The following is a 23,590-nucleotide window of genomic DNA, read 5'->3' on the forward strand; positions in this document are numbered from 1 at the left end:
GACTGTCACCCTTAAGTGAAGCATATTGAAGTATGGAACAGCTTATCCGTAACTCAACAGCGTTAAACTGTAGTTTACCTCAGAAGCCCAAAAATCAACACTTTCTCCGATCACCCCCCATAAATAAGCATCTATGCCTACTTTCTCCGCTAATCCCGACAACTTTGGCGAATTGCTGCAAATGGTTAAAGATGGACACGAGATCGCTTTGACAGGAGGGGAATATAAGGGGCCATTTACCATTGAACGAGCGATATTGCTTCGGGGGGAGGGAGAAAACAGCGTCATTTTTGCCACTGACGAACCTGCCTTAAAAATCACAGTTCCCGGAGTGAAACTGGAAAACTTGACCGTTCAGCGGACTGTCGGTGGCAATACGGGAGAAGTTGCGATCGCAGCCGCAGTAAATACCGCGCCAGTTTTAGATAGAGTAAGATGTCTAGGAACCGCTCCCCACGTCCAGTGGCTAGGAGTAAGCTGGGACATTCCCGCCGCCGTCTACTTTGGGGAAATCCAAACCGACCGACACTTGGAACGAACCGAACAACTCCAACTTGGCAGCGACTGCACAGTTTCCTGCTCCCAGCCTTGGTTACAAGTACAGCAGCCTTACCTTTGTTGCGGCTTGCAGAAACTAAATATTATCGTCAATTCCAAAGATATTCCAGCCGGAACTAACCTATTTGGCTCTATTGTTTTGCAAGCATCTAGCCACAACATCTCGATAGAAATTTCTGCAATTGTTACAGCACCTCAAATAAGTAATAATCCCTCCCCTGTCTCACCACAGATTGCCACAACAGCTCTCAATCAAAATAATGAGGAAAATTGGGGATATCGGTTTTTAGGGAATCAGGCGATCGATTACCTAATCCGTGAAATGGAAGGTAAAGATGCTCTCTTAAAGTATCCAGAATTTAGCGATCGCCGCGATCGTGCCGAAGACTTGCTATCTGATATTTTAGGAGACGAACCAAGGCTTTTCTATGTCCGCCGCAAAGGGCCAGGAGAAGAAGCGGGAGAAGAAAAATGGGAACTAGCGATCGCCACAGATATCGAAACAGTTAAACTACCAGAAATCCTTGAAAAACGGCAAAAAACATTAAGTTTATTAGCTCTTGTCACAGAAGGCAGATCCGATGGCTTGCGCTTACTTTCCGCTCGTTTAGTTTCCCCAGAACGGGGACGTAGTGACGGTTTTTCCGTTCTTTTCTCCCTGCGTTTGCACCTCAATCACCAGTCTCGAATGGGAGTACCGATTTCAGCTTTAAATCGCATGAAAACAGTTCCCTTTTGCGGGGATTGCGTGCCAACCGAAGAACAGTTAAAAGCTTGGAAAGCCTTTTTAAAGATTGAAGAGCGAATTGCCAAAACGCGAGAATTTTTCGTACCTTTTTTCGGTCATAACTACGGCTCTGCTACCCGCAAAATCACTTTTGAGATTACCGAATCTCTAGCGCAACTCGACAAATCATCAGGAACCGCTCTCAAACAAGATGACTTCTGGACGAGAGCAGCTAAAGCGAAAAATGAGGATATAAAACTTGTAGTTCGAGTTGAAGAAATTCGCAAGCAAGATGATAACACATCCGACGATAGAGAATCTGTCCCGCAGCTTTTCAAGTGGCAGGCAATTTTATTAGGATCTATTGAAGAGATTGACAGAGCAAAGGGATTTATCCGGGTGAGACTGGATGCTGAGTTAGTAGAAAAAATAGGAGAAGGAAACTATCAATTGCCGAAAATAGGCTTTTTGTCTTTCGAGGCGGCGGGAGATTTAACTCAAATTAAGCGGCAGAAAAAAGCTTTAGACGATTTGCAAATGGGAATTGCTCAGAATCCCTATGTAGGAGAATTTTTCTTCGATGCTTCTCAGGCAAGAACCCCGCAAACAACTGTTAAACTCAAACCAGAAGATTTGTTGTTATCTGGGGCAAATGCCGACCAAATTGCAGCAGTAGAAGCTGTCTTATCTGCACCAGATTTAGCGCTAATTCAAGGCCCGCCTGGAACGGGAAAAACAACAGTCATCGCCGAAATTTCCTATCAAGTTGCGCTGCGGGGCGGGAGGACTTTAATTGCTTCTCAAGCAAATTTAGCTGTTGATAATGCGTTGAGTCGCTTAATTCACAGTCCCGTTATCCGCGCTTTGCGAAAGGGCCGTGCGGAGCGAGTTGAAGAGGAAGGATTGCGGTTTTTGGAAGATAAAGTAATTGGCAATTGGCTGAGAAATACGGCTGATGACTGCGAGAAGCGATTGCTGAAACAGCGGGAAAATATAGAATTTTTTAGGAACTTGTTAGTAGGAGCGGAGCGGTTTGATGCGTATTTGCGAGAAGAGGAAAAGTTACAAGAAAGTCAAGAGGAGTTGCAATCGCGCAAGTTAAGGTTAGAAGAAACCTGTAGAGTACAGGAAAGTGTCTATGAAGAAGCGGAAGCTAAACAGCGTGAAATTGTTGAATATCTCCTTCCGGGTTTAGAATCGCTAATGTCTGTATCTTTAGTTAATTGGGAAGATGTAGCAGTAATTAATTTATTGACAGCAGCTATCAAACTCGGCGACAGTACCAAAGACATTAAATTGGGGTATATTCCTGAACGAAACTTCAAGGAAAATGTTGAAAAAGCAGTTAGGATGGCTGCCGATTTAGGTCTTCAACCCCCTCAAAATTTACGGCTCAATCATTTTCATTTAGCGGCTTGGTTAAAAGATCAAGGTCTTCCACAAATTCAAATGTCATTCTCTCATTTCCGAGATGCGATGTCATGCCTCAGAGAAGCGGCAGATACTTCACGAGCGATCAGTGAGAAGTCAGCCGCCGTTCAACTTTTGGAAACAAATTATCAGCAAAGTCTTACCAACCAGAAAAATCTACAGGAAACCATCAAACGTTGGGAAAATCGAAAATTAAAAATTGTTGCACTCAGAACTGCAATAGACCAGTGGCAGTCCACCGCTTATGATAGCGTTTATGTAGCGATGAAGCAATGTGTAGAAACTAATCGAGTCTTTACAGACGATCTGATTCAATTGCCGCCAGATGGGTTGTTATTTGTGAAAGTTAATCCCGTACCTTGGCGATCGCATCTTGATAGATGCAAGTCAAAAATTGCTAATTTAATTGCCAAACAAAGTGAGGTGAAAATCCACAACTTTGATGCGGAATTAAATCTCATTGCATCTGAAGCGATTAATGGTATTGCTGCCAGTATATCTCAATGGCTAGATCGGCAGCAACAGGAATCTGAAAAACAACTCCAGCAGCTAAAACAACAGCTTAAGGAACAGCAGCAAGCGACAACTAAGCAACAGCAGGCAATAGCAGCTAAAAGGGAATTAGATGCTCTTAATCGCGAAGCTGAAGCCAAGCTACAAAGAGCGATGCAAGTCTTAGCAAAATTGAGCAAGGAGTCAGGTATTCCCGCAAACTTACGAAGTTTAGCTATGCGGTATCAATCCTTTCAGTCTCTTTCACAAGCGATCGCTAACACACCTGTATCAGAATTTTCTGAACGAGCCAAGTCGTGGGAAAATCAGATCAGTCAGCTTGAACAATTAATCTCCTCACTCGATCCATTATTAAAAGTACAAGAAATAAAAGAGACTCTCACAAGCATTCAAGCAAGCTTACAAAAGGCGATTAGTAAAGCCTTAAATCAACTGCGAGAATGTCAAAATCTGCTTCAGGAAATGGAAGTTCAACTGCAACAAATTCAACAACTGCAACTACCACCCACTTTAATTTCTGAACGAAAATGGTGGGAGTCAGCGTGGCCAAATATCCCCGATCGCATCAAACCACCAATCCCCGCCAACGGCTTATTCGATCTCAATTTATTACGCACAGTAAAAACGCAATTCGATGCTTGGCATCAAGAACTAACTCAAGAAGAATCCCAGCTCAAAGGCTATGAGAACCTAACTCATGATTGGATAGCCAAACTCCGTAACCCCTCCGAACAAGATCAGAGTGAATTGAGGCAAGTGTACATCGACAATGCCAACGTCATCGGTATTACTTGCAGCCAAGTAGCAGGTTACGGTTTCAAAGAATTTACTAATTTCGATGTAGTCATCATTGACGAAGTGAGTAAATGCACGCCTCCAGAAATTCTGATACCTGCACTCAAAGGTAAAAAATTAGTATTGATTGGCGATTACCGCCAATTACCTCCTATGCTACATGAAAAGAGTTTAGAGGAAATCGCAACAGAAATGGGAAGCGAACCGGATGATATTAGCTTTCTGGAAGAATCTCTCTTTAAGAAACAATTTGAAGCTGCACCAGAAAGCATCAAGCGACGGCTGACTATTCAGTATCGGATGCACCCCTACATTATGGGAGCGATTAATCAATTTTACGACCATAGCCTGCGTTGTGGGATTATTGAGCCTGAGAAGGTGCGATCGCACAATTTAGCAGGCGACATCATCCGATCAGAACATCACCTGATCTGGGTAAAAATGCCGCAAGAACAGAGTTTTCAAGAGCAGTTAGAGGGAACTTCAAGGTATAATCTTAAGGAAATCGATGCGATTGACATTCTCTGCGAGCAAATGGAGGATGTTTGGAGCCTAAAAGTTGCCGAAGGACAACCCAAAAAAGAAATTGGTATCATTACTTTTTATGGTGCTCAATTGAGGCGAATTGAAGAAATGCTTAGTGACCGCCAATTTCCTTCACTTTCAATTAGAACGGGGACTGTTGACAGATTTCAGGGTATGGAACGGCAGATTGTTATTGTCAGCATGGTGAGGAACAACCCTAATGGAGATATTGGTTTTGCTAAAAAGCCAGAACGGGTAAACGTCGCCTTTTCCCGCGCTCAAGAATTGCTGGTAGTTGTGGGATGCCATTCACTTTTTACACAGCACAAAGGTAAAGTTGGAAGTATGTATTCAGAAGTAGCAAATATTGTACGCCGAAATGGAGGACTGATTGATGTTTCTAGTATCCTCTCCTAAACCAATTGACCCCCAATTACAGGATTTTGTTCAACAAATAGAAAAGCAAAGTCCGGCTGGCATATCAGTGCTGGCTGGTCGTCAATTCCGCTATCCTTTAGAGCAAATATCAGTAGAAGTTACTATTAGCGAACCTCGCAAATTTAACATTCTGGAAGAATTTATTCTCCGCGCTGGTATGGAGAGTGAATTGATACCCACTGAAAATGAACTAGCAGCAGCATTAGGTCTTGATCCCGTATTTGTGCAAAATACTGCTAAGACTCTGCGGAGTTTAGAAACTTTAGCTTGGACATCAGATGCCAAAATTATTCTAACCCCTCAAGGTCGGCAATTTTATCTAGAAGGTTCTGTGCCACAACCACCACAAACAAAGCACATTTATGCGCTCGCTGACCCCTTGCAAGGAAATCTATTTTTTGTATTTTCCCCTGTAGAGGCAGTAGAAATTGACCTACCCAATTTTGGTGATTTTATCACCCTGGAAAATCGGTGTCAAGAAATGTCTGAGTTAGGACTTGAGGAACTCCAACGAATTATTCAGGGTTCTGGTTTAGGATTGCACGTTCCTGAAGATGGGAAAATCATTACTGCTGCTTTTTTCACCAAGGAGAGCCAAAATATCTGGCAATCTGTTTCAATTTTTGTGATTTTTGATGCGCTTGAAGATGCCATTAAGTTGCAAGTGAGACGAGGAAAACAAATTTTACACTATGCCTCTGATTTACTTGACATTTTCCAAAGTGAAGGAAAAGTTTCTTTACAAACTTTGTTATATTTGAGTGATGAAACGATTGCTGCGGAGCGTGAACAGCTCCTCAATCAACGAAATAAAGAAGTTGAAGACAGAATTAAGAAGATTGAACAGCAGGCAATTGAAACTGTTAAAGAATTGAGGGACACTGGGAAACAAGTTCCGCCGAAGGGAAGTCAGGAAAAAGACCAGGTAATTTTACTGCGAGATATTCAAATTCGCCAATCTTTTTTAGAAACTTTGAGAGGAGGGAATCATCAAGTCTTAATTTATTCTCCTTGGGTAAGCCAGGAAGTAGTAGATAATGAGTTTATCCAATTACTTCAAAATTTAGCTAATAGGGGAGTATGGGTTTTAATTGGTCACGGTATTTCTCGGAGACAAGAGAATGAAACCAGACCCATACCGCCACAAGTTGAGCAAAAGCTAAGAGAAATTAAAACGCGGGAAGGTTTGTCAGCAGTGCAGGTATTTTGGCTGGGAAATTCTCATGCGAAGGAAGTTGTTGTAGATCGGGAAGTTCACTTGTGCGGTTCTCACAATTGGCTATCTTATCGGGGCGATAAGCTACCACGCGGTGAGACGGTTTATAAGGTTACGGCTACTGATAAAGTGGAGGAAGCTTATGATTTTCTAGCAGTTCGGTTTAAGGATCATGCTCGAAAATTATGGGAGTTAGCGGTGAAAAATCGGAATGCTAATTTAGCTGAAACATCGCTTTGCACTTGGGGAGCGTTGGGAATGGAAGAAATGGCATTAAACGAATTGCAACTCGCTAATTGGTTAGAACTTTATCCGGTATGGCTAAATGTGGTTCGTCAGGGGTTAAGAGCGAAAAAGATATCCCCGGATTCACCTTATTTGGCAACAGGAATTTCAATGGTGAGTCAATTTTCCGAGGCAGACCCTAATCTTGAGTTATTGCAGTCGAGTTTGCGTCAAGTTATGGGTGCGATCTCCGCGTTAAATCGCCACCAAGCTTTGAAGCTCTTAAATGAACATTGGTCACAATTCCGTCGCCTGAACATTGCAGACTCGGCGTTAGTAAAGCCTGATGATTTTCTTTTAAAATATGTTGTTAGAGAACTCGATCGCCCTCAAAAAACATCAGGTAAAAAAGCATCAGGTAAAAAAAATAGGAGTAAGCAAGGTTGAAACAGGTACAGCATTTATTATTAGTTGCTGCCCGACACTAAAAATGAAAGGTGCTATTGAGATTTCATCTATTTTTGGTACTTCTGCGAATGTAACTTTAATACTCACACCTTTCTCTTTGTAATTAATTTCCTTTAAATAGCCAGCAGATTGATTTATCTGGTACTTGGACACAGGTCACGGCCAGTTGGCGGTTTATGGCGCGCTTGTAGCTTTCTTCTTCAGAAATCCGTTGTAAGGTGGTGGGATGGCGGAAATATACCACACCGCAGACACCATCTATGCTCATGCTATCCTCGGCACAAGGTCTTTCTCCGCGCCCTTGTAATCCCCACGTCATTTTTGTTTGCCCGCCATCTTCCCAGCGCAAAGTCCTTCCTCCGCCTCCAGCCCAAGAAACCGACTCATAGATACAAGTTTGTTTAAGTTCTACTTTGTCTTGACGAAGCAACCAACAGGAAACAGATGCTCCCTCAATTCGGCCTGCGCGTGCAGGTGTGACAACAATGCCCAGTGCTAGAATCGGTAGGAAAACCGACAAAGTTTTCAAGTTTTTATCCACGGTTAACATATTCGGAAATAAGGGGAGTGTCAGGCTTAGCAAGTTCTATTGTCACTATGACCAATCTATTACCAAACTGGTTGCCGATCGCCACCAATACGCCAATTGTTGGAGAAACCGAGCCAAACCCAACACCAACTCATGCCCCCAATCTCGAAGAGTGCGGTCGCTACACTTTCTATGCACGCAACCCGAGCACCCATTGCATCGGCAAACTAAGTAATTATTTCGCATTTCCCAATGTCAAGGTGGTGCTGCGGGGTTTGTACGAGATGAAACCCAAAGTGCTGAGTGATGTTGAGTTGGATGCGCTCGGCGATCTGGATGGAACAGGATGCGAGTCAAAATTGAGAGAGCAGCGGGTTAGATAAATGCGATCGCCCCCAAGTACAGGCATTGACCGTTACACCGTAATTGAAAAACATAAAAAACCTGTAGTGTGATATACTACATAAATTATTCAGCAAACAAATATATGTTATCTAGCAACTATTTACAGAATCCAAAGCTTTACGAAGGACACCAACCTAATGAGCCGATACTGTTGTATGAAGGTGCGGCTGAAATTGTTCAGGAAAGTAATGTTATTGAGGGAGAAGCAACTGTAAAGTTTACATGGTTTCCCGCACCACATACTAAATTTGAATTTATTTATGCAAATCAAACAGACTTAGAATCCGGGCAAGTGACTCTCAACCTGACAGAAATGGGAGTCATAACAAAACCCTACCCTTTGAAAATCACAAGTAACGGCAATCGCAGCCGAATTGAGATTGCTGGATTTTTTAATGAGCCAGTTATTGTTGGCACGAAAGTAAAAATAAAATCCCTGCTCTTTCATTTAACTAACATTCCCTTTTTTACCGCCCATGCTTGTTCTCAACGGGAAGACGACCCCGGCAGGGATTGGGATTTAGACACTTGGTTCGGGCAGTTTTTTTACACAACCGATCTGTGGCGGATAGTGCTGGTAACAATGAACAGCGCACCAGATACGAAAGAACTGCTTGAAGAACAAGGAGGTTATGCCTTCACTCATGTGTGCAAATTGGAACGAACTGACAAAAACCTGTTTAGCCTGGACGAAGCCAACGAACTGTTAGAAGCATTTTCAGAATATCTTTCTTTCGCACGAGGAATAAGAATCGCTCCCATATTTTTGACGGGTTATGATGAAGCAGGAAAGCAGGTCTGGGAAGAGTGGCCCGCTCTGGTCGAAGCAGACCCTTGGCAAAATGGCTGTATCTGGTTTGACATTGATTCTACAGAAGTAGTTGATATATTCCCAGGGTTTATGCGCCGCTGGCAAAATGACAACTGGCGCGAGCTAGTGCAAGAGTCAATTCACTGGTATTTAGAAAGCAACAAGAAAGCGGGTGGCATAAATGGTTCAATTGTTTTGGAGCAAACAGCTTTGGAAAGGTTAGCGTGGGTGTTTTTGGTAGAAGAAAAGAGAAGCATCAGCCCGCATGGATTTGAAAAACTTCCAGCCGCCGATCAAATTAGATTGTTGCTCTCACAACTGGGGATTGACTCGTCAATACATCACCGTTGGACTGCTTTGGTTCAACAGTCAAAGGAATACAACTGGGTTGATGGGCCGCAGGCAATTACCGAATTGCGAAACGCCATAGTTCATCCCAGAAGCAAAGAGCGCAGGAAGGCAAGCCGCATTTCTGACAGTACCAAATATCAAGCGTGGCAATTGGGCCTGAATTACCTGGAACAAGTTTTGTTGAAGCTCTTTGATTATCCCTGGCAACTTGATTGGGACGACAGCGAATGAGCGAGGAATCTTGCGATAACGCAGTTTACCCCTTCAAAGTGGTGGTGCATTCTTTCCCCCAATACCGCCTATTCCCTTTCCGACGCGCTTGCCAAAACAGTGCTGCAAACCGTACTTTCTGGGTTCGGTAGTCCGCAAACTAATTTTTTCACCACAGATATAATTGATTGATTAGTCAACATCACAGTACAGGTTGACTTATAGTTGTGGTGACAGTAGAGGAAATAGATGGCGCTTTCTAACACACAGAGTTCTCAACAAGAAGTTCAAAAATTGGTAGCATTATCCCAGGCTAATTATGCCAGCCAGTTTTACGAACACCTAGCTAATTTGATTATTGATTTTGACTTCTTTGTTGGATAATGAGCATGAAGTTGGGGTTAGGCTCGTTAATTTTGGTCAAACAGTCGTGTTTTCTCTCGAAGACATGAGGTACTGCGATCCTTCTCTGATATCTTTTATCGGTCGCACTCAAGAAGGGCAACCCGTGGAGTTAATCCAACACGTCAATCAAATTAGCATTCTCTTGATGAAGTTACCTCGTCAGTATCCGGCAGAACCCAAAAAACCCATTGGTTTTCGGCTAGAAGAAAGAGAGTGATGAGATTTCTCGTTTCTATTAAAAAACCACTCAATGAGCTTTCTACACTTTTCTCGCACTTAGAACTAATATCAACTAACAAATGACAGTCAAAGCTATTTCCGCCACCATCCTTTTAGGTGCGATTCCGCTTGATGTTTACCAACTACCCGACGGCGGCTACAAAGTCGATGCGATTGGAGTTATGAATGCGGTGGACAAAAAGGGCAGCGCCTTGAGCCGGTTTCTCACTGGGAAATCGGCTTTAGCTCTGCCTTTTGGCGGATACAATTTTACACAAGCTCAAAGCATTGCAGTGGAAGGCAACGCTCAACTAATCAAGCCCATTCCCATTGCATTAGCTACGGCATACTGGCTCAATGAAGCAACCAAAGGCAACGTGAAAGCTCAAGCTTTGGTTCAAGCCAGCATGGCAGAATCCATCGAACGGCGGGCTGACACAGCATTCAGCATCAAGCGTACTGAACCAGAGTACAATGTGCGGTTTGGTGAATTCGTTGAGTCGGTTATGTTGGAGAACCGGCAAGAGATTACGAACAGGAGATTGCCTGGTGATGATTTGTACTTGCCAGAGGGGATTAACTGACCAGAATTGCGATCGCTCCTACAGCTACGCTAGTTTATTGATTAAAGTGTGTCCCGAGAAACAGCTATGTATATCTCCCGTTTCCAGTTACTTAATTACAAATCCTTCCGGGATTCTGGGGTATTAGAATTCCAACCTGGCATCAATATTATTGTGGGAGCCAACAATGCAGGAAAAACAGCGTTGCTGGAAGCTTTAAGCTTAAATTTCGAGAAGAAATCCCATCGCACTCTCAAAACATTGCTACATTTTAATTCAGACTCATGCGCCAAAGTTTCTCTAGTAGCAGACAAGTCTGCAATCGAAGAAGTTGCCAAAAAACTATCAATTGATTTTCAGTTCGTTTACAGCGACAAAACAGACCGAACTCTATCGGCTCAAACTATGCACAGCCTTTTTCTAGAGTGGTTGGAGGTTCGTGCTGCTGTAGAAATTAGAGTTAGGATGGAGGAGAGCTGCAAAGTAGCTGAAATAGAGAAAAGCTTAAGCGATAGCCTAACCTTTAACATCTATTGCGTCAACAAACAAGACTACCTTATTGATAGAGCGTCGGGTGCTAATTTCAATAGGAACACTGCCGACAACGAAATAACAACCAGAATTGTTCAATATTTTAGTTGCCATACATACAGGCTTTATGCAGAACGCCCCAATTTAGGAAGCTGCCTTTTTGGCGATAATTCCGAATTGGAACCGGATGCCTCGAACTTGGCTGAAGTTTTGAATCAACTTCAACAGCCTGGAAAAAGGAAACTTTTTAATCGTTTTTTAACGTATGTATCCACTATTTTTCCTGAAATAGGCTTAGTTTCTGTCAGACCTAAGTCCGCCATCAAAGATTCGATAGGAATTGATACGAGTCGAAGAAGTCGCGAATTAGAAATTTTAATCTGGTCGCAAGAAGCGAATGAAAATGAGAGAGAAGATTTAGCGTTTCCCCTATCGGAGTACGGAACGGGGACGGGACAGGTATTGGCGATTCTTTACGCGGTGTTGGCTTCCCCAGAACCCAGAACGATTATCATTGACGAACCCCAATCTTATTTGCATCCTGGTGCTGCCAAGAAACTGATAGAAATTCTCAAGGAGTTTCCGCAGCACCAATATTTTATTGCCACTCATTCGGCCGAGATTATTTCCGCTGCCAATCCCTCAACTATCGTGAAGCTGCGGTCTGAGGGCGGGGAAACGAAAGCATCAATGATGAATTCGCAAGATATCAAGGAACAGCGCTCTCTATTAGCCGAACTGGGAGTCAGTTTGTCTGACGTTTTCGGTGCGGACAACATCCTCTGGGTGGAAGGGCCGACCGAGGAGCGGTGCTTTCCGTTAATTTTGGAAAAAGTAGCCAAAAAGCCTTTAAGGGGTACTCAAATTATTGCTGTTAAGAATACTGGCGATTTTGAGGGAAAACGCGCTCATCTCGTATTTGATGTTTACGACAAACTCAGCGGTGGCAGCAGTTTGTTTCCCCCGACGGTTGGATTTGTGTTCGATCTGGAGGAGCGCTGTTTGCAGGAGATGGAGGATTTGCAGAAAAGAAGTCAGCACCCAGTTAAATTCCTGGAGAGGCGAATGTATGAAAATTACCTGCTCCATCCCGATGCTATAGCAGCCGCACTCAATCAAGAAGATGCGGGGCGAGAACAACCGGTTAGTGGCGAAGAAGTTCGAGAACGACTCGAAACCCATAAATTAAATAAGAATTACTTCCCAAAACCCAATACTCAGCGCTCAAAAGACGATACTCCAAAACATCTAGCTAATGCCAAATGGATTGACAAAATTGATGCTGCAAAAGTGCTCGCTGCGCTATTTGCCGAGTTATCAGAAGCGCGGGTCCAGTTTAAAAAAACCTCGCACTCACTAATGCTCACGGAATGGCTGCTTGAAAATAACCCAGAACACTTTGCCGATCTAGCCCAATTTTTGCGAGATATCCTTGACAAAGGTAAGGCAGCGCTGGATTGACGCGAGTGCGATCGCTCCCAACACCCGGATTTTGGGAGAAACTAAAACCAAACCCCCAACCCACCCGCCATGCTCAAACTTCCCGATTGCGTAGGCTCCATCCGGGGCGGAGCCATCGCTGCCTTCTCGCTCGGGGAGCAATCCCCACCTAGTCTGTACCGTCCGAAATCCTCCACTTTATCCCGAATTATCTAATGAATCAAAAAATCTCTGAAATAGATGAGCAAATTGCCCAACTTATAGCTAGCTTGCCCAGCGATCGCCTCCTACAGCAAGCTAAGACACCAGCTCAGATAGAGGAATGGCACAAAGCAAGACAAACCCAAATTCTGTTGGCTGAGTGCTGGAAATCTAAGTGGCTTGTTAAGGACTATTACCCACTTGAGGAAGCTGTAAAACGGCAAGAGATTTCTCAAGGAAAAGCTGAGTTAATGAACTGCTGCGTTAATGAAAAAAAAGCTCGGTGGGAGCTTTGCCAAGTTGCCCAAAAATATGTCAAAAGACGCCACGCACTTCTCCAAATCTGGACGGGTTATGTGGAGCATTTTTCCAAGCCCTTAGCCCATTTTTGGTACAAATTTTTTCACCAAGCTAGCCTGAGACAATATCCATTTCAATCAGCCTATGATTTATTTGCGGAAACTTTAAAAGAAGAGGCGGACGGTTCTTTCTCTGTCTGTCTGGAACCCTACTATGAGGTTCCGATGAAAAAGTGGAGGCAAGTAGGTAAGCAGTACACTCAACTTCTGGAGCGAGCCGAGTTGGATGGTACTTACCCACAACTTAAGAAGGCAGAGGAGCAGAGATTCAAAAGAAACTTAGTTTGGCACAAAGTGGGTTTTTCTTGGATTGGGATGGTTCTGTGGACGTGCCAAATTGAGGCAGAAAATGACCCATTGCTCAGTAAGCAATTGGTTGCCTACAACAAATCACTGTGGGAAGCACTGAGTTTAGGAGTGTCAGCTAGCCGCAATTTGCACGGCTGGGCGTGGCACAATGGGGAATTGCTTTGCGCGGATAAGGCAGGCGGTGTTTACCGCAGAACTTAACAAAACTTCAAATCTGGATCGCATTGCCTCTGACGCTTGGGCAGACCACCTATGCTGGATTGCAATAGTTTCAGAAAAAGGAGTCTTTTTCCTCATGTTCGACCCTCAAACCGCTATCGTTGTGTCAATTTTCCTTGCTGCTTTCATTAGTATAGCCAAGTTTCTGCGAGATCCAGTAATGCTTTCAGGGGGCTTGGCTGCTTTCGGTATCTATTACTTTCTGTTTCTGCATAACACCTTACTAGGTATTTTCAAGCTGATAGCACTGGGTCGTTAGACAATGAAAGTGTCTTGGCTGTTTTGAATTACTGCTTGGGAGAATTTATTAGTTAGCTGTGGGTAACGCCCCGCTGGTGGAGGCGTTAATGCGGGACTCCCACTCCCGCAGCTAGCTATATCAAAACTTTGTTTTTAAGAAGGGGATTAGGCGATATCCCTCATACAGCGATGGCTATGGGAAAGCAGCTCACGCCCGCTCTGCACGTCCTTACCCTATTACACATCACCCGCACCATGTTTTTGGTACGGTTAACACCAGCGATCCTTCCGCCGACGCTCACACGCCAGCAGAGTTCGCTCGGCAGGGTCATCATGTGGTTGCCACAGCATGATGAGGTTTCTAGGAATAGCTTTGTACGGTTTTCTTCAAAGCCAATTAATCTGATTGTTTCGCACTAATTCTGGTAACTACGACCAACCCAGTAGGGTTCTCCTGACTGTTATTACCGCTAAATAATCGGCATCATAATAACTGTAAGCAACGAGCTTCAACCCAAACATTCGTTATAAAGCTTTACCATCTTTGAGGTGACAGATTATGTTGATGCGCTACTGGCAACCCTTCACGGAAATTGAAACCATCCGCGAGCAACTCGATAAAGTTTTTGACCAACGGGCAGCAACGAGAGATAACTCAGAAGCCGCTTGGATGCCAGCTCTGGAATTGGCTGATGCTGGGGACAACTTCGTATTAAAAGCGCAACTGCCTGGAATTGACCCCAAAGACATTGACGTTCAAGTCACTCGCGAAGCAATTTCTATCTCTGGCGAGCGCCGCTACGAAAACACAGACGAAAAATCTGGCTACGTCCGCTCAGAATTCCGCTATGGCAAATTCCACCGGGTGCTTCCCTTACCCGCACACATTCAAAACGACTCTGTGCAAGCTGAATACAAAGATGGCATTCTAACGCTAACTCTGCCCAAAGTAACTGAAGCTCGCAATAAAGTCGTCAAGATTAACTTAGCCGAAATTGCTGGAACTCCAGCGACTCCCGCTTTGGAACAGGCTAACCAATAACGATGGGGTAAGCGTGTTTAGTGGTGAACTCAGTACGCAGAAAGGCTGTGCTTAATCGAGTGAGGCAAATTTTCCTTTCATTGAGCCTGATTGGATTTATCTAACAACAACGGAACTGGAAAAGCTGAGACCGGGAGCGACCATTGCTCTCGGTATTCTTTATGTAAAAAAGCCAAGCGAAAAGTTACCTACAGATGCCGTGAACTGACGCTGATTCCAGTTAGTCTGCAAAAATATTTCACGCTTGTCGGCACCAATTTTATTGAGTCTGCTCTCGCGGAGAGAGCATTGGCGATCGCCGGACATCACCTGCTCATATGAGCTAAAGTAGCACAGGTAGACAGACCCTGCCAGCTCAAGCGCAATAGTTAAAGCATCTCAACCAGGTTATACATCAATTCCGAAAGTAGTCGCCCGATTTGATGTGAGTAAACCATCTGTCCAACAACTGATTATTTTCTACTTTCCCAATTCCTTAATCGATAATTAGCCGATGAATATCCATACCCTCTTGAGCCAAACCTCACGCCAACGGGTGAGTGATGGAGCCGTTTTACCCATCTTGAGCGGTTGCCAATCCTCTATGAGGCAATTGGTGCTGTTCTTGCCACAATTGGGAGACTTCGACAGCCTTGAATATGCTTGGTGGTTGCGACGGGACGCTCAACGGCTTGAAGCACAAGGGATAGCAATCCGAGCTGTGGGAATTGGCTCACGCTCATCGGGTCAGCGATTCTGTGGCTATACAGGATTTCCTGCCGACTGTTTGTTTGTAGATCCCAGTGCCCAACTGCACCACAAACTTGACCTGTATCCAGGTTTATCCTTAAAACTACCCGGTTTATCGGCTGCTATGAATGCTTACTTCAATTTATTGTTCATGTGTGCAGGGATTGGTAGCCCTGGCACTCTGGCAGAAGTATGGAGAGGGTATCGAGGCGACGCAAAAGCACCTCAATTAATTGGTGATGATGAAATTATCCAGGCTTTCCCTCTTCCACCCCTCAGAGGCTCCACTTTCCGGTGGGCAGGTGGCAAGGGTTTCCAACGTCCATTTGAATTGGCAACTTTACGGCTGCGGAATATGGGAGAAGTGCTGAGTCATTGGAAAACCTATGTTCCAAATGCTGCTTATCTCACTCAACGAGGCGCAACTTTCTTGTTTAATGCTCAGGGAGATTTAGTATACGAGCATCGAGATCGCGCCATCCTTGGTTTCGCTGCTGATATGAGCAATCCCCTGGCATTTCTATCAGAAATGGTGGCTGATGGAGACTCATTGGGGCATGGCAATATGCACTAACTACCACACTTATGGTGGGGCTTGCAGGAGCCAACTATACCCTGTACTGCTTCGTAGTTTGAACTCGCGTCTTCAAATACCGAAAAACGGCAGAACATACTTAATGTTCCGCTATTTCTAATGGGAACGCTCTCAATCAGAGCCTGTTATGAAGTACCCTTCTCCAAAAAAGTTTTTAACCTAGAAGCGTTCCTCATTGCATTACCGCCTCCGTCGTTGTTGAAGTAGACGAACACGCTTCGCCCCTGACTTTCCCACTCGCGGATGCAATAGACCTACCAATACAAATCCTCATCGAAACATAGCAGCTAGTAGCAGTGCATTAATTAGCCAATATTTCATCGAAAATTTCTTTCTAACGCCGCCATCCCAAGCATTCTTAATTCAATGTACGAACGGCTCTTAGAATCTATTCTACGGCATGAGGCGTAGCATCAAACGCATAGATTCTGTTTCGTAGGACATAGTAAAGCGTATCGTTATACAAAGATGGTCCCTCAATAGAGGGAGAACGTCGCTCACAGTTGTGGCACTCTTTATATTCCCAGTAGGGATTCCCGGTTTGAGGATCGAATGCGTAAAGAACTTCTTCCCGCACAAAAAAGACTGTACCCTTGTGGGCAAACGCACCTGTGTAACTGGTAGATGCTTTGGTAGGAAATCGCCATTTCTCTTGTCGCGTTACTAAATCAACAGCATGCAAATTGGGGCTAACCCCACCAAAGTAAATGACATTATCGGAAATTGCCAGATCCGAATCCACCATGCCCTCATGCACTGAATATTGCCATTGAAGTTTGCCGGTCTGAGCATCAAGCCCATAGATGTAGCCCCGATGTCTAGTGGCATCGCCAGAGCCAATGTAAACCCTCCCCTTTTGGACAAGGGGAGTGCTGTCCACCGCGTTATCAGTGGCAAATCTCCAAAGGGGTTTACCAGTTTGGACATCTAGCGCGTATAAACCGCTGCGAGTGCCTATGTATACAACGCCATTCGCAACCGTTGGAAAAGACACCACCTCATCTGGACGACCTTCAAACCGAGTGTTAATTTTTAACGGTGGGAGCGTTCCGTATGCCGGGAAGCTCCATTTCGAGTTTCCTGTGTTGGCATCAAGCGCATAAAGATACCCATCTAGGCTTCTAAAGCAGGCTACACCATCAAACACTACGACTGGCGAAAGAACGTTGCCACTGGCCTTGGTTTGCCACTTCAATTGCCCAGTTTGGACATCCAGTGCATAAACATGAGGTGATGAACCATAGGTGCCAACATACAGCATACCGTCATCGATAACAGGAGTATGACCAATTGCGTCCGCAGGGGGTAACTTAAAGCGCCAACGTTCTCTTTCTGTCTCGACCTCAACTGCAAAAACAACTGAGGAAAATAGAGATATATCAAAGCTTTCTTTGCCACCGAAATACATCACGTTTTGTGCAATCGCAGGTGCAGTGGTAGCGTTGTATTTGTAGGTATGCTTCAGTCTTTTAGAAAAGAACCTGTCTATCCAGGAATCAGAAGATATCCTAAAATCAGAACATTTCACAGGTAGCAACAAACTCATTATTATCAGCAAAATAATCCAGATACGAGAATGTATTGCTCTTTGTAAATAAAACATACATGAGAGAGGTTTTTCCTTAGTTTATTACTCAAGTTTATACTACCTTGCTTACGATGTTGAATGATGAAGTGGTTGAACCCCAAACCAGTGAAGATGTTCTCGACTGAAACAAATCCCGTGTAGGTAAGGGTGATGTATTGTAGGCGACTGTTCTCAGTATTTCTAAAAACGGTAAATACGAGATTGCAGTCAACAATCAACCGGGCAATCCGGGCAATGCTACTTTTCGTTTTGGATTTGCAGCAACTTGCGGGAGGAAAAATTGCGAAAAAGCCTCCTGAAACCAATCCCAAGTATCAGGCTCAATACAGCCAAGTAAAACTGATCGATGGCTCTCCAGCTCTCGTAACTTCTTGGTGCGGGGCTACTGTGTGTTGGTCGAGCGTGAGCGTGGACGACAATACGCGATCGCTCGCGGCGATCTATTTCTTGGGGCGGATTGTCTAAAACTGCCCAGCTTCCCCACATCATCAGGTGAGAGTGGAAGTAGTAACCCCCTTCAATTAAGCCGACTAGGTGCTTGCCGTGTGAGAGGACTCGTTCGATACGCCTGTTGAGTAAGACACCGGGATGCTCTTTTTCCCAAGATGAAGCTGTCTGTGTCCGTGCCTTGAGTGACACGATGGGTTTGCCTCCAAGTGCCTGATTTAAGGCATCGGCAAACCGTCTGACTTTTGGTTCTTCTGGCATGAGTGTGAGAGAGTGTTACTTTTTTTACTGTAAAGATGTGGCTACCTCGTCAACATCCTTCTTCATATAGAGGCTACCTGTGCGGATGAGGGGGTATTGTATGCTGGCAGGTGATCGCTCTTTGGTCGTGCTAACAGGTCTCTGAAACTAAGTTCCGCAATGCTATGCTAAAGCTAGGTTACAGCTTGCACAAATAGTAGAGTATCTAAAAACTGGACGGTTCAAAAAGCAAAAGATATTGGTAGGCTTAATGCCTTCTCCATCAACGCGAATGCAGAATAGTAATAACTGGATGAAAATTATTGCAGATGATGCAGAGTGCTAATGTAGAAGACTTGCTTGAGCAAGGTCATGATCAACTAGATAGAGGGCAGTACCAAACAGGGCTAGAGGTGTTCCAGCAAGCGGCGGAACTAGAACCGTGCAACCCGCAAGTATTATATGGTTTGGGTTTAGCTTGGTATTGTTTAAAGGACTATCAAAAGTCTGTTGACTACCTCAACAAAGCTTTGCAGAGCAAGCCATCCTCCATTTTAGCCTTGGCTCTACGGGGCTTGGCTTACCAACGTCTAAACCTGGTTGAGCAAGCAACTGTAGATTTTGAGCAAGCGATTCAAATTGAACCTCAACACCATGAAGATTGGCATGGTAGAGGCATCGGGTTCGCTGAGTTGCAGCAGTATGAAGATGCACGGGTTAGCTTCGACAATGCGACTAAGCTAAAACCTGACTTCTATGAAGCTTGGAGGCTTCACGGCATTACACTAGCAAACTTAGGCAAGCACAAAGAATCACTAAACAGTATTGAGAGAGCCATTCAGCTTAAACCCGACTCCCACAGAGCTTGGAAGAGCCATGCTCAGACCTTAGGAAACCTAGAAAACCTTGAGAACTTGGAAAAGGCACTTAAAAGTTTAGATAAAGCAATTGCGATAAAACCTGACTATGCAGAAGCTTGGATGTATTACGGTATTACCCTCACCAAATTAAATCGACATCAGAAAGCGATCGCTAGCTTTGATAAAGCGATTAAGTTTAGACCAGACTTCGCAGAAGCCTGGATGCATCGCGGCATTACGCTCGCCAACCTCAGACGATTTAGAGATGGGCTTGACAGCTTAAACAAAGCGATTGAGTTTAAACCAGACTACTCAAAAGCTTGGATGCATCACGGCATTACCCTAGGAAAATCAGGCGGCAAAGAAGAGAAACAGGAAGCAATCGCCAGCTTTGATAAGGCTCTAGAAATTCAACCAGACTACGCAGAAGCCTGGATGCATCGTGGCATTACGCTAACAATATTAGGATGCCATGAAGAAGCACTGACCAGCTTTGATAGGGTTTTAGAAATTCAACCAGATTATAAAGATGCTGAGAAAAAGCGTCGCCGTCCATTAGATGCACTTGTTAAATCAGGCTGCTACGATGCTGTATTTGCTAGCTGGGCCAAAATTATAATTATTCAACCTGATAACGCAGAAGCTCGGTTGAAACGGGGGTACGCACTTTATAAGCTAGGTCGCTTAGAAGAAGCGATTGAGAGCTATGACGAAGCCTTGGATATTGACCTCAACTATACGGAGGCTTGGTACAGCAAAGGCTTTGCACTGCAACACTTAGGTCGCTTAGAAGAAGCGGTTGAGAGCTATAACGAAGCCTTGGATATTGACCTCAACTATGCGGAAGCTTGGTACAACCTTGGTAATGCGCTACAGAGCTTGGGTAAATTGGGAGATGCATTTGAGAGCTACCATCAAGCTGTAAAAATTGAATCAAACTACAAGGACGCCTGGTACAACCGTAGCAAGGTGTTATTAAAATTAAGTCGCTACACAGAGGCACTCAACTCTTACGAACGTACCTTAAATCTAGCTCCCGAAGACTACTATGCTTGGAATGGTAAAGGTAATGCCTTGAGGAGTTTAGAGCGTTATAAGGATGCGGACCTTAGCTATAAAGAAGCTCTGCGTCTGAGTAATTATCAGGACTATTGGTCTTGGAAAGATCGAGGATTACTTTACCACCAGTATTTAGGTCATTACAAGTCGGCATTACGAACATGGGATAAGGGATTAGAGCTTCTCCAGCCAGAAACACCAGGCTGCCAAGAAGGTTACGGAGTATTGCATCACTCTAAAGGAAAAGCTCACTACCTAGAAGGGCGAAAACAGCGTAATTCTTTTGAATACTGGGAAAAAGCACGGGAAAGTTATCAAGAAGCTCTGAAGCTTTTAACTCGTGAAAAGTTTCCTGAACGGCATCTTATAGTTTTGCAAGATCTAATCGAGGTTCATTTGGGATTAGGTCAAATAGCTGAAGCGAAAGAATTACAGCGGCTTGGAGTAGATCAGTTGCGACTCTTGCTTGCTAGCTCACAGAGTTTTGGGAAGAAAAAACAGCTAGCTCTCAAGTTTGCGGGTTTTAAGCAGTTAACTGTTGATATCTTCGTGCAGTCTGGCGAACTCTTGCAAGCACTGAAAACCGCAGAAGAAGGCAAAAACACCTGCTTAAAATGGCTACTCTGGAATGAAGATATTCCAACTCCTAGCTATAAGGAAATACAGCAACTCCTAAATCCATCAACCGCAATAATTTACTGGCATCTCAGCCCTGCTGCTCTCAATACCTTCATTCTAAAGCATGGTGAATTAGAACCTGTCTTGATTCCTACATCAACAACAGAAGATCAGGATCAAGATGAGCGTCCTGCATCCATGCGTTGTCTACAAAAATTTGAAAGCTGGCTTAGTGATTGGAATCAACAGTACGGCAACTATCGCAACACTAAAACAAAAAAAAATAAAGAAGACCATCCCTGGCTTAAGGGAATGCAGGACAAACTGGAAGAGCTAAAGAATCAAATTCTCAACATTCCTCGGCTTGAACAGGAATTAGCTTGTATCACTCAATTGATTTTGATTCCCCATCGCGATCTGCACCGTTTTCCACTTCATGCTCTGTTTTCACAGAGTTATACAATTACCTATCTTCCCAGCGCCCAAATCGGTTTGCAGCTACTGGAATCAGGAGCCAGGCACTGGGAGTCAGGAGATACTCCCTACTTGCTGAGTGTAGAGAATCCTAAGCACACAAATGAAAAAACCAAAAGTGGCGATTTGTCTTCGGCTGAGGTTGAATCTGAAATGATTTGTCAGATGCCAATGTTCTCCAACCCTAACCGAATTGGCTCTACCGATGCTACTCAGGGACAGGTGAAAGCCAAACTGCAACAACCTCACAGCATTTTTCACTTCACGGGACATGGTGCTTACAATTTTGACCATCCTGAAGAATCAGCTCTCTTTTTAAGTGGCACAGACCGACTGACCATCAAAGAAATTAGTTCCCTACAACTCAGCAACTATCAACTGGTTTGCCTTTCAGCTTGCGAAACTGCTCTCACGGGCAACCAAACGATTACTGATGAATATGTTGGTCTGGTCAGTGGCTTCCTTCGTAGTGGAGTAGCTCGTGTGGTCAGTACCCTCTGGACGGTACAGTCACAAGTCAGCATCTTGGTTATGGTTGAGTTTTACAGACAGTTGCACAATGGCAAATCGGAAGTAGCTGCTTTGACAGAGGCAACTCGATGGTTAAGGCATCTGACCAATCGGCAACTCGCTGACTGGTATAAATCTATCCAGGACAACCTGCCGCCTGATGAAGAAACCGTGTATGATTTCCTAGAAGATGGACTGAGCACGCTTTATAAAATGAGTATGATAAAGCTAGATGAGCAACCTTATAATCACCCATACTACTGGGCAGCCTTCACTATTACAGGTAAACCCTGAGCTATGAAAGCCACAGAGGCACTTCAACTCAACGCCTTCCTTGCCGCCCTAACCCAACTCGACGGCAAGTTACCTGTTGAGATTCAAAATCAGCTAAACGACATTGGTAAGGAGTTTCCTGCCAGTGTCTCTAAGCTTGGTACTTTAGCAAAGAGCTATTCCCCCTTGGACAAAATATACAAGGAGGCTCGTCGGGTTTTGCGAAGTCATGAAGGTGAACGGCTCCGCTTTACTACACCAGATCCTGAAGAGACTGCTCAGAGTAATGAGGAAGAAATTATCGGTTTAGCTGTTAACATATTTAATTCCTCCAATTCTGTAGCTTCAGCCAAAAAGGCAGCAGCAGAGTCAGGCGTCTTTAAGCAGCTTCTTGTCCAGCTTCAAGGCGAAACCAGTTTTTCGGTGCCAGATACTCATTTGGCAAATGTTGGGGCTTCTCAGGCACATCGAGTGTACAACATCCGCAACTTAGTTGGCGGAATCTGCATAACACCAGATGACGGTCAGAAGGTTTATGACCTGATTCATCCAGAACTAATAGCAGGTAATCTCGTTGAACTTGATTTTACTGGAGTGGATATTATTGGGCCGCCATTTTTGAATGCTGCCATCGGAGAACTGCTCAAAGACTTACAACCAGAAGATATAGATCATCTCCTCAAAGTTTCTAACCTGATACCGCTTGGAATGCGGGTAATGAAGCGAGTGATCGAGAACTCGAAGGAGTACTACTCCGATGAAAAGACTGGCAAGGCAGTAGATGAGGTTTTGAGGGAACAGGCGCTTAGTTTCTGATGCCGATTAACTATGCAATCCGAGCAGAAGTAGTCGCTCTTGGGAGCGATAGCCCACAGTCAAGTGACTCTTTTCTAGTAGATAGTAATGTGTGGTACTGGCTGACTTACAGCCGAGCTAGTCAGGCAGTTAACGGGCCTAAGTCCTATCAGCTCAAGCATTATCCTGATTATATTCGTAATGCTAAATCTGCCAGCGCTAAACTCTTACACAGTGGGCTATCTCTGGCTGAACTAGCTCATTTAATTGAAAAAACTGAACGAGAAATATTTATCCGTGCCAGGGGATTGTCAATTAGCAACAAGGAATATCGCCATAATTATCCAACGGAACGAACCATTAAAGTAGTGGCTGAAGTTGAAGATGCTTGGGAACAGGTTAAAGCGATTGCCGACCCCCTGAATCTCTCCGTAGACGAGTCAACCACAAATGCAGCCTTGGTTAGATTTAAAACCCAACTACTCGATGGTTATGATCTGTTCATTCTAGAAAGTATGACTAGGGCAGGTATTTTTCAAGTAATTACTGATGATGGTGATTTTGCTACAGTTCCTGGAATTCAGGTCTTTACTGCTAATCAGAATGTGATTACAGCAGCACGGAATCAAGGCAAACTTTTACGTAGGCAATATCGATAAAGAATTGCTATAA

18 protein-coding genes are annotated in these 23,590 nt (G+C 44.3%); 14 read left to right on the forward strand and 4 right to left on the reverse strand.

Annotated elements, in window-relative coordinates; translation table 11 throughout:
- Positions 1-133: 133 nt before the first annotated feature.
- The gene (locus tag QUA36_RS06890; protein ID WP_333456341.1) at positions 134-4,966 is read left to right on the forward strand and encodes an AAA domain-containing protein; all 4,833 of its coding nucleotides are present in this window, start codon (positions 134-136) and stop codon (positions 4,964-4,966) included.
- On the forward strand, positions 4,944-6,875 hold the full coding sequence (locus QUA36_RS06895) for a hypothetical protein (protein ID WP_333456342.1): 1,932 nt from the start codon (positions 4,944-4,946) through the stop codon (positions 6,873-6,875). Before QUA36_RS06890 ends, QUA36_RS06895 begins: the two co-directional genes overlap by 23 nt.
- A 124-nt stretch (positions 6,876-6,999) precedes the next feature.
- Here QUA36_RS06895 and QUA36_RS06900 read toward each other — a convergent pair whose 3' ends face one another.
- Positions 7,000-7,446 carry a hypothetical protein gene (locus tag QUA36_RS06900; protein ID WP_333456344.1) on the reverse strand — a complete coding sequence of 149 codons (447 nt, stop codon included), beginning with the start codon at positions 7,444-7,446 and terminating at the stop codon, positions 7,000-7,002.
- 47 nt (positions 7,447-7,493) lie between these two features.
- Between QUA36_RS06900 and QUA36_RS06905 the strand changes: the two genes are divergently transcribed.
- From QUA36_RS06905 to QUA36_RS06945, 9 genes are all read left to right on the forward strand, one after another.
- A complete protein-coding gene (locus tag QUA36_RS06905; protein ID WP_333456346.1) occupies positions 7,494-7,808 on the forward strand; it encodes a hypothetical protein in 315 nt (104 codons plus the stop codon).
- A 104-nt stretch (positions 7,809-7,912) separates the two neighbouring features.
- Complete coding sequence (locus tag QUA36_RS06910) at positions 7,913-9,223, forward strand: hypothetical protein (protein WP_333456348.1); 1,311 nt, start codon at positions 7,913-7,915, stop codon at positions 9,221-9,223.
- A 228-nt stretch (positions 9,224-9,451) separates the two neighbouring features.
- On the forward strand, positions 9,452-9,586 hold the full coding sequence (locus QUA36_RS06915) for a hypothetical protein (protein ID WP_333058056.1): 135 nt from the start codon (positions 9,452-9,454) through the stop codon (positions 9,584-9,586).
- A 46-nt stretch (positions 9,587-9,632) separates the two neighbouring features.
- The gene (locus tag QUA36_RS06920) at positions 9,633-9,824 is read left to right on the forward strand and encodes a DUF6173 family protein (protein WP_333456350.1); all 192 of its coding nucleotides are present in this window, start codon (positions 9,633-9,635) and stop codon (positions 9,822-9,824) included.
- An 82-nt stretch (positions 9,825-9,906) separates the two neighbouring features.
- The gene (locus QUA36_RS06925; RefSeq protein WP_333456352.1) at positions 9,907-10,410 is read left to right on the forward strand and encodes a hypothetical protein; all 504 of its coding nucleotides are present in this window, start codon (positions 9,907-9,909) and stop codon (positions 10,408-10,410) included.
- Between the two features lie 66 nt (positions 10,411-10,476).
- The gene (locus QUA36_RS06930) at positions 10,477-12,381 is read left to right on the forward strand and encodes an AAA family ATPase (protein WP_333456354.1); all 1,905 of its coding nucleotides are present in this window, start codon (positions 10,477-10,479) and stop codon (positions 12,379-12,381) included.
- Between the two features lie 194 nt (positions 12,382-12,575).
- Positions 12,576-13,430, forward strand: coding sequence for a hypothetical protein (locus QUA36_RS06935; protein WP_333456356.1), 855 nt, complete (start codon positions 12,576-12,578; stop codon positions 13,428-13,430).
- 817 nt (positions 13,431-14,247) lie between these two features.
- Positions 14,248-14,730 (forward strand): Hsp20/alpha crystallin family protein, encoded by a 483-nt coding sequence (locus tag QUA36_RS06940; protein WP_333456358.1) that lies wholly within the window; start codon positions 14,248-14,250, stop codon positions 14,728-14,730.
- 493 nt (positions 14,731-15,223) lie between these two features.
- On the forward strand, positions 15,224-16,033 hold the full coding sequence (locus QUA36_RS06945) for a peroxiredoxin-like family protein (protein ID WP_333456360.1): 810 nt from the start codon (positions 15,224-15,226) through the stop codon (positions 16,031-16,033).
- Between the two features lie 146 nt (positions 16,034-16,179).
- Here QUA36_RS06945 and QUA36_RS06950 read toward each other — a convergent pair whose 3' ends face one another.
- The 3 genes from QUA36_RS06950 to QUA36_RS06960 form a co-directional block, all read right to left on the reverse strand.
- A complete protein-coding gene (locus tag QUA36_RS06950) occupies positions 16,180-16,299 on the reverse strand; it encodes a DUF72 domain-containing protein (protein WP_333456409.1) in 120 nt (39 codons plus the stop codon).
- 143 nt (positions 16,300-16,442) lie between these two features.
- Positions 16,443-17,657, reverse strand: coding sequence for an outer membrane protein assembly factor BamB family protein (locus QUA36_RS06955; RefSeq protein ID WP_333456361.1), 1,215 nt, complete (start codon positions 17,655-17,657; stop codon positions 16,443-16,445).
- A gap of 222 nt (positions 17,658-17,879) precedes the next feature.
- Complete coding sequence (locus QUA36_RS06960) at positions 17,880-18,350, reverse strand: DNA-formamidopyrimidine glycosylase family protein (RefSeq protein ID WP_333456363.1); 471 nt, start codon at positions 18,348-18,350, stop codon at positions 17,880-17,882.
- Positions 18,351-18,658: 308 nt separating this feature from the next.
- On the opposite strand from QUA36_RS06960, the gene QUA36_RS06965 reads away from it, so the two are divergent.
- The 3 genes from QUA36_RS06965 to QUA36_RS06975 are packed head-to-tail and all read left to right on the forward strand — an operon-like array spanning position 18,659 to position 23,577.
- Positions 18,659-22,144 carry a tetratricopeptide repeat protein gene (locus QUA36_RS06965; RefSeq protein ID WP_333456365.1) on the forward strand — a complete coding sequence of 1,162 codons (3,486 nt, stop codon included), beginning with the start codon at positions 18,659-18,661 and terminating at the stop codon, positions 22,142-22,144.
- A gap of 3 nt (positions 22,145-22,147) precedes the next feature.
- Positions 22,148-22,939: an STAS-like domain-containing protein gene (locus QUA36_RS06970; protein ID WP_333456367.1), complete on the forward strand. Its 792-nt coding sequence runs from the start codon at positions 22,148-22,150 to the stop codon at positions 22,937-22,939.
- The gene (locus tag QUA36_RS06975; protein WP_333456369.1) at positions 22,939-23,577 is read left to right on the forward strand and encodes a hypothetical protein; all 639 of its coding nucleotides are present in this window, start codon (positions 22,939-22,941) and stop codon (positions 23,575-23,577) included. The genes QUA36_RS06970 and QUA36_RS06975 overlap by 1 nt, the downstream gene beginning before the upstream one ends.
- Positions 23,578-23,590: the final 13 nt, after the last annotated feature.

The organism is Microcoleus sp. Pol10D4 (genome assembly GCF_036701555.1).
Taxonomy (GTDB): domain Bacteria; phylum Cyanobacteriota; class Cyanobacteriia; order Cyanobacteriales; family Microcoleaceae; genus Microcoleus.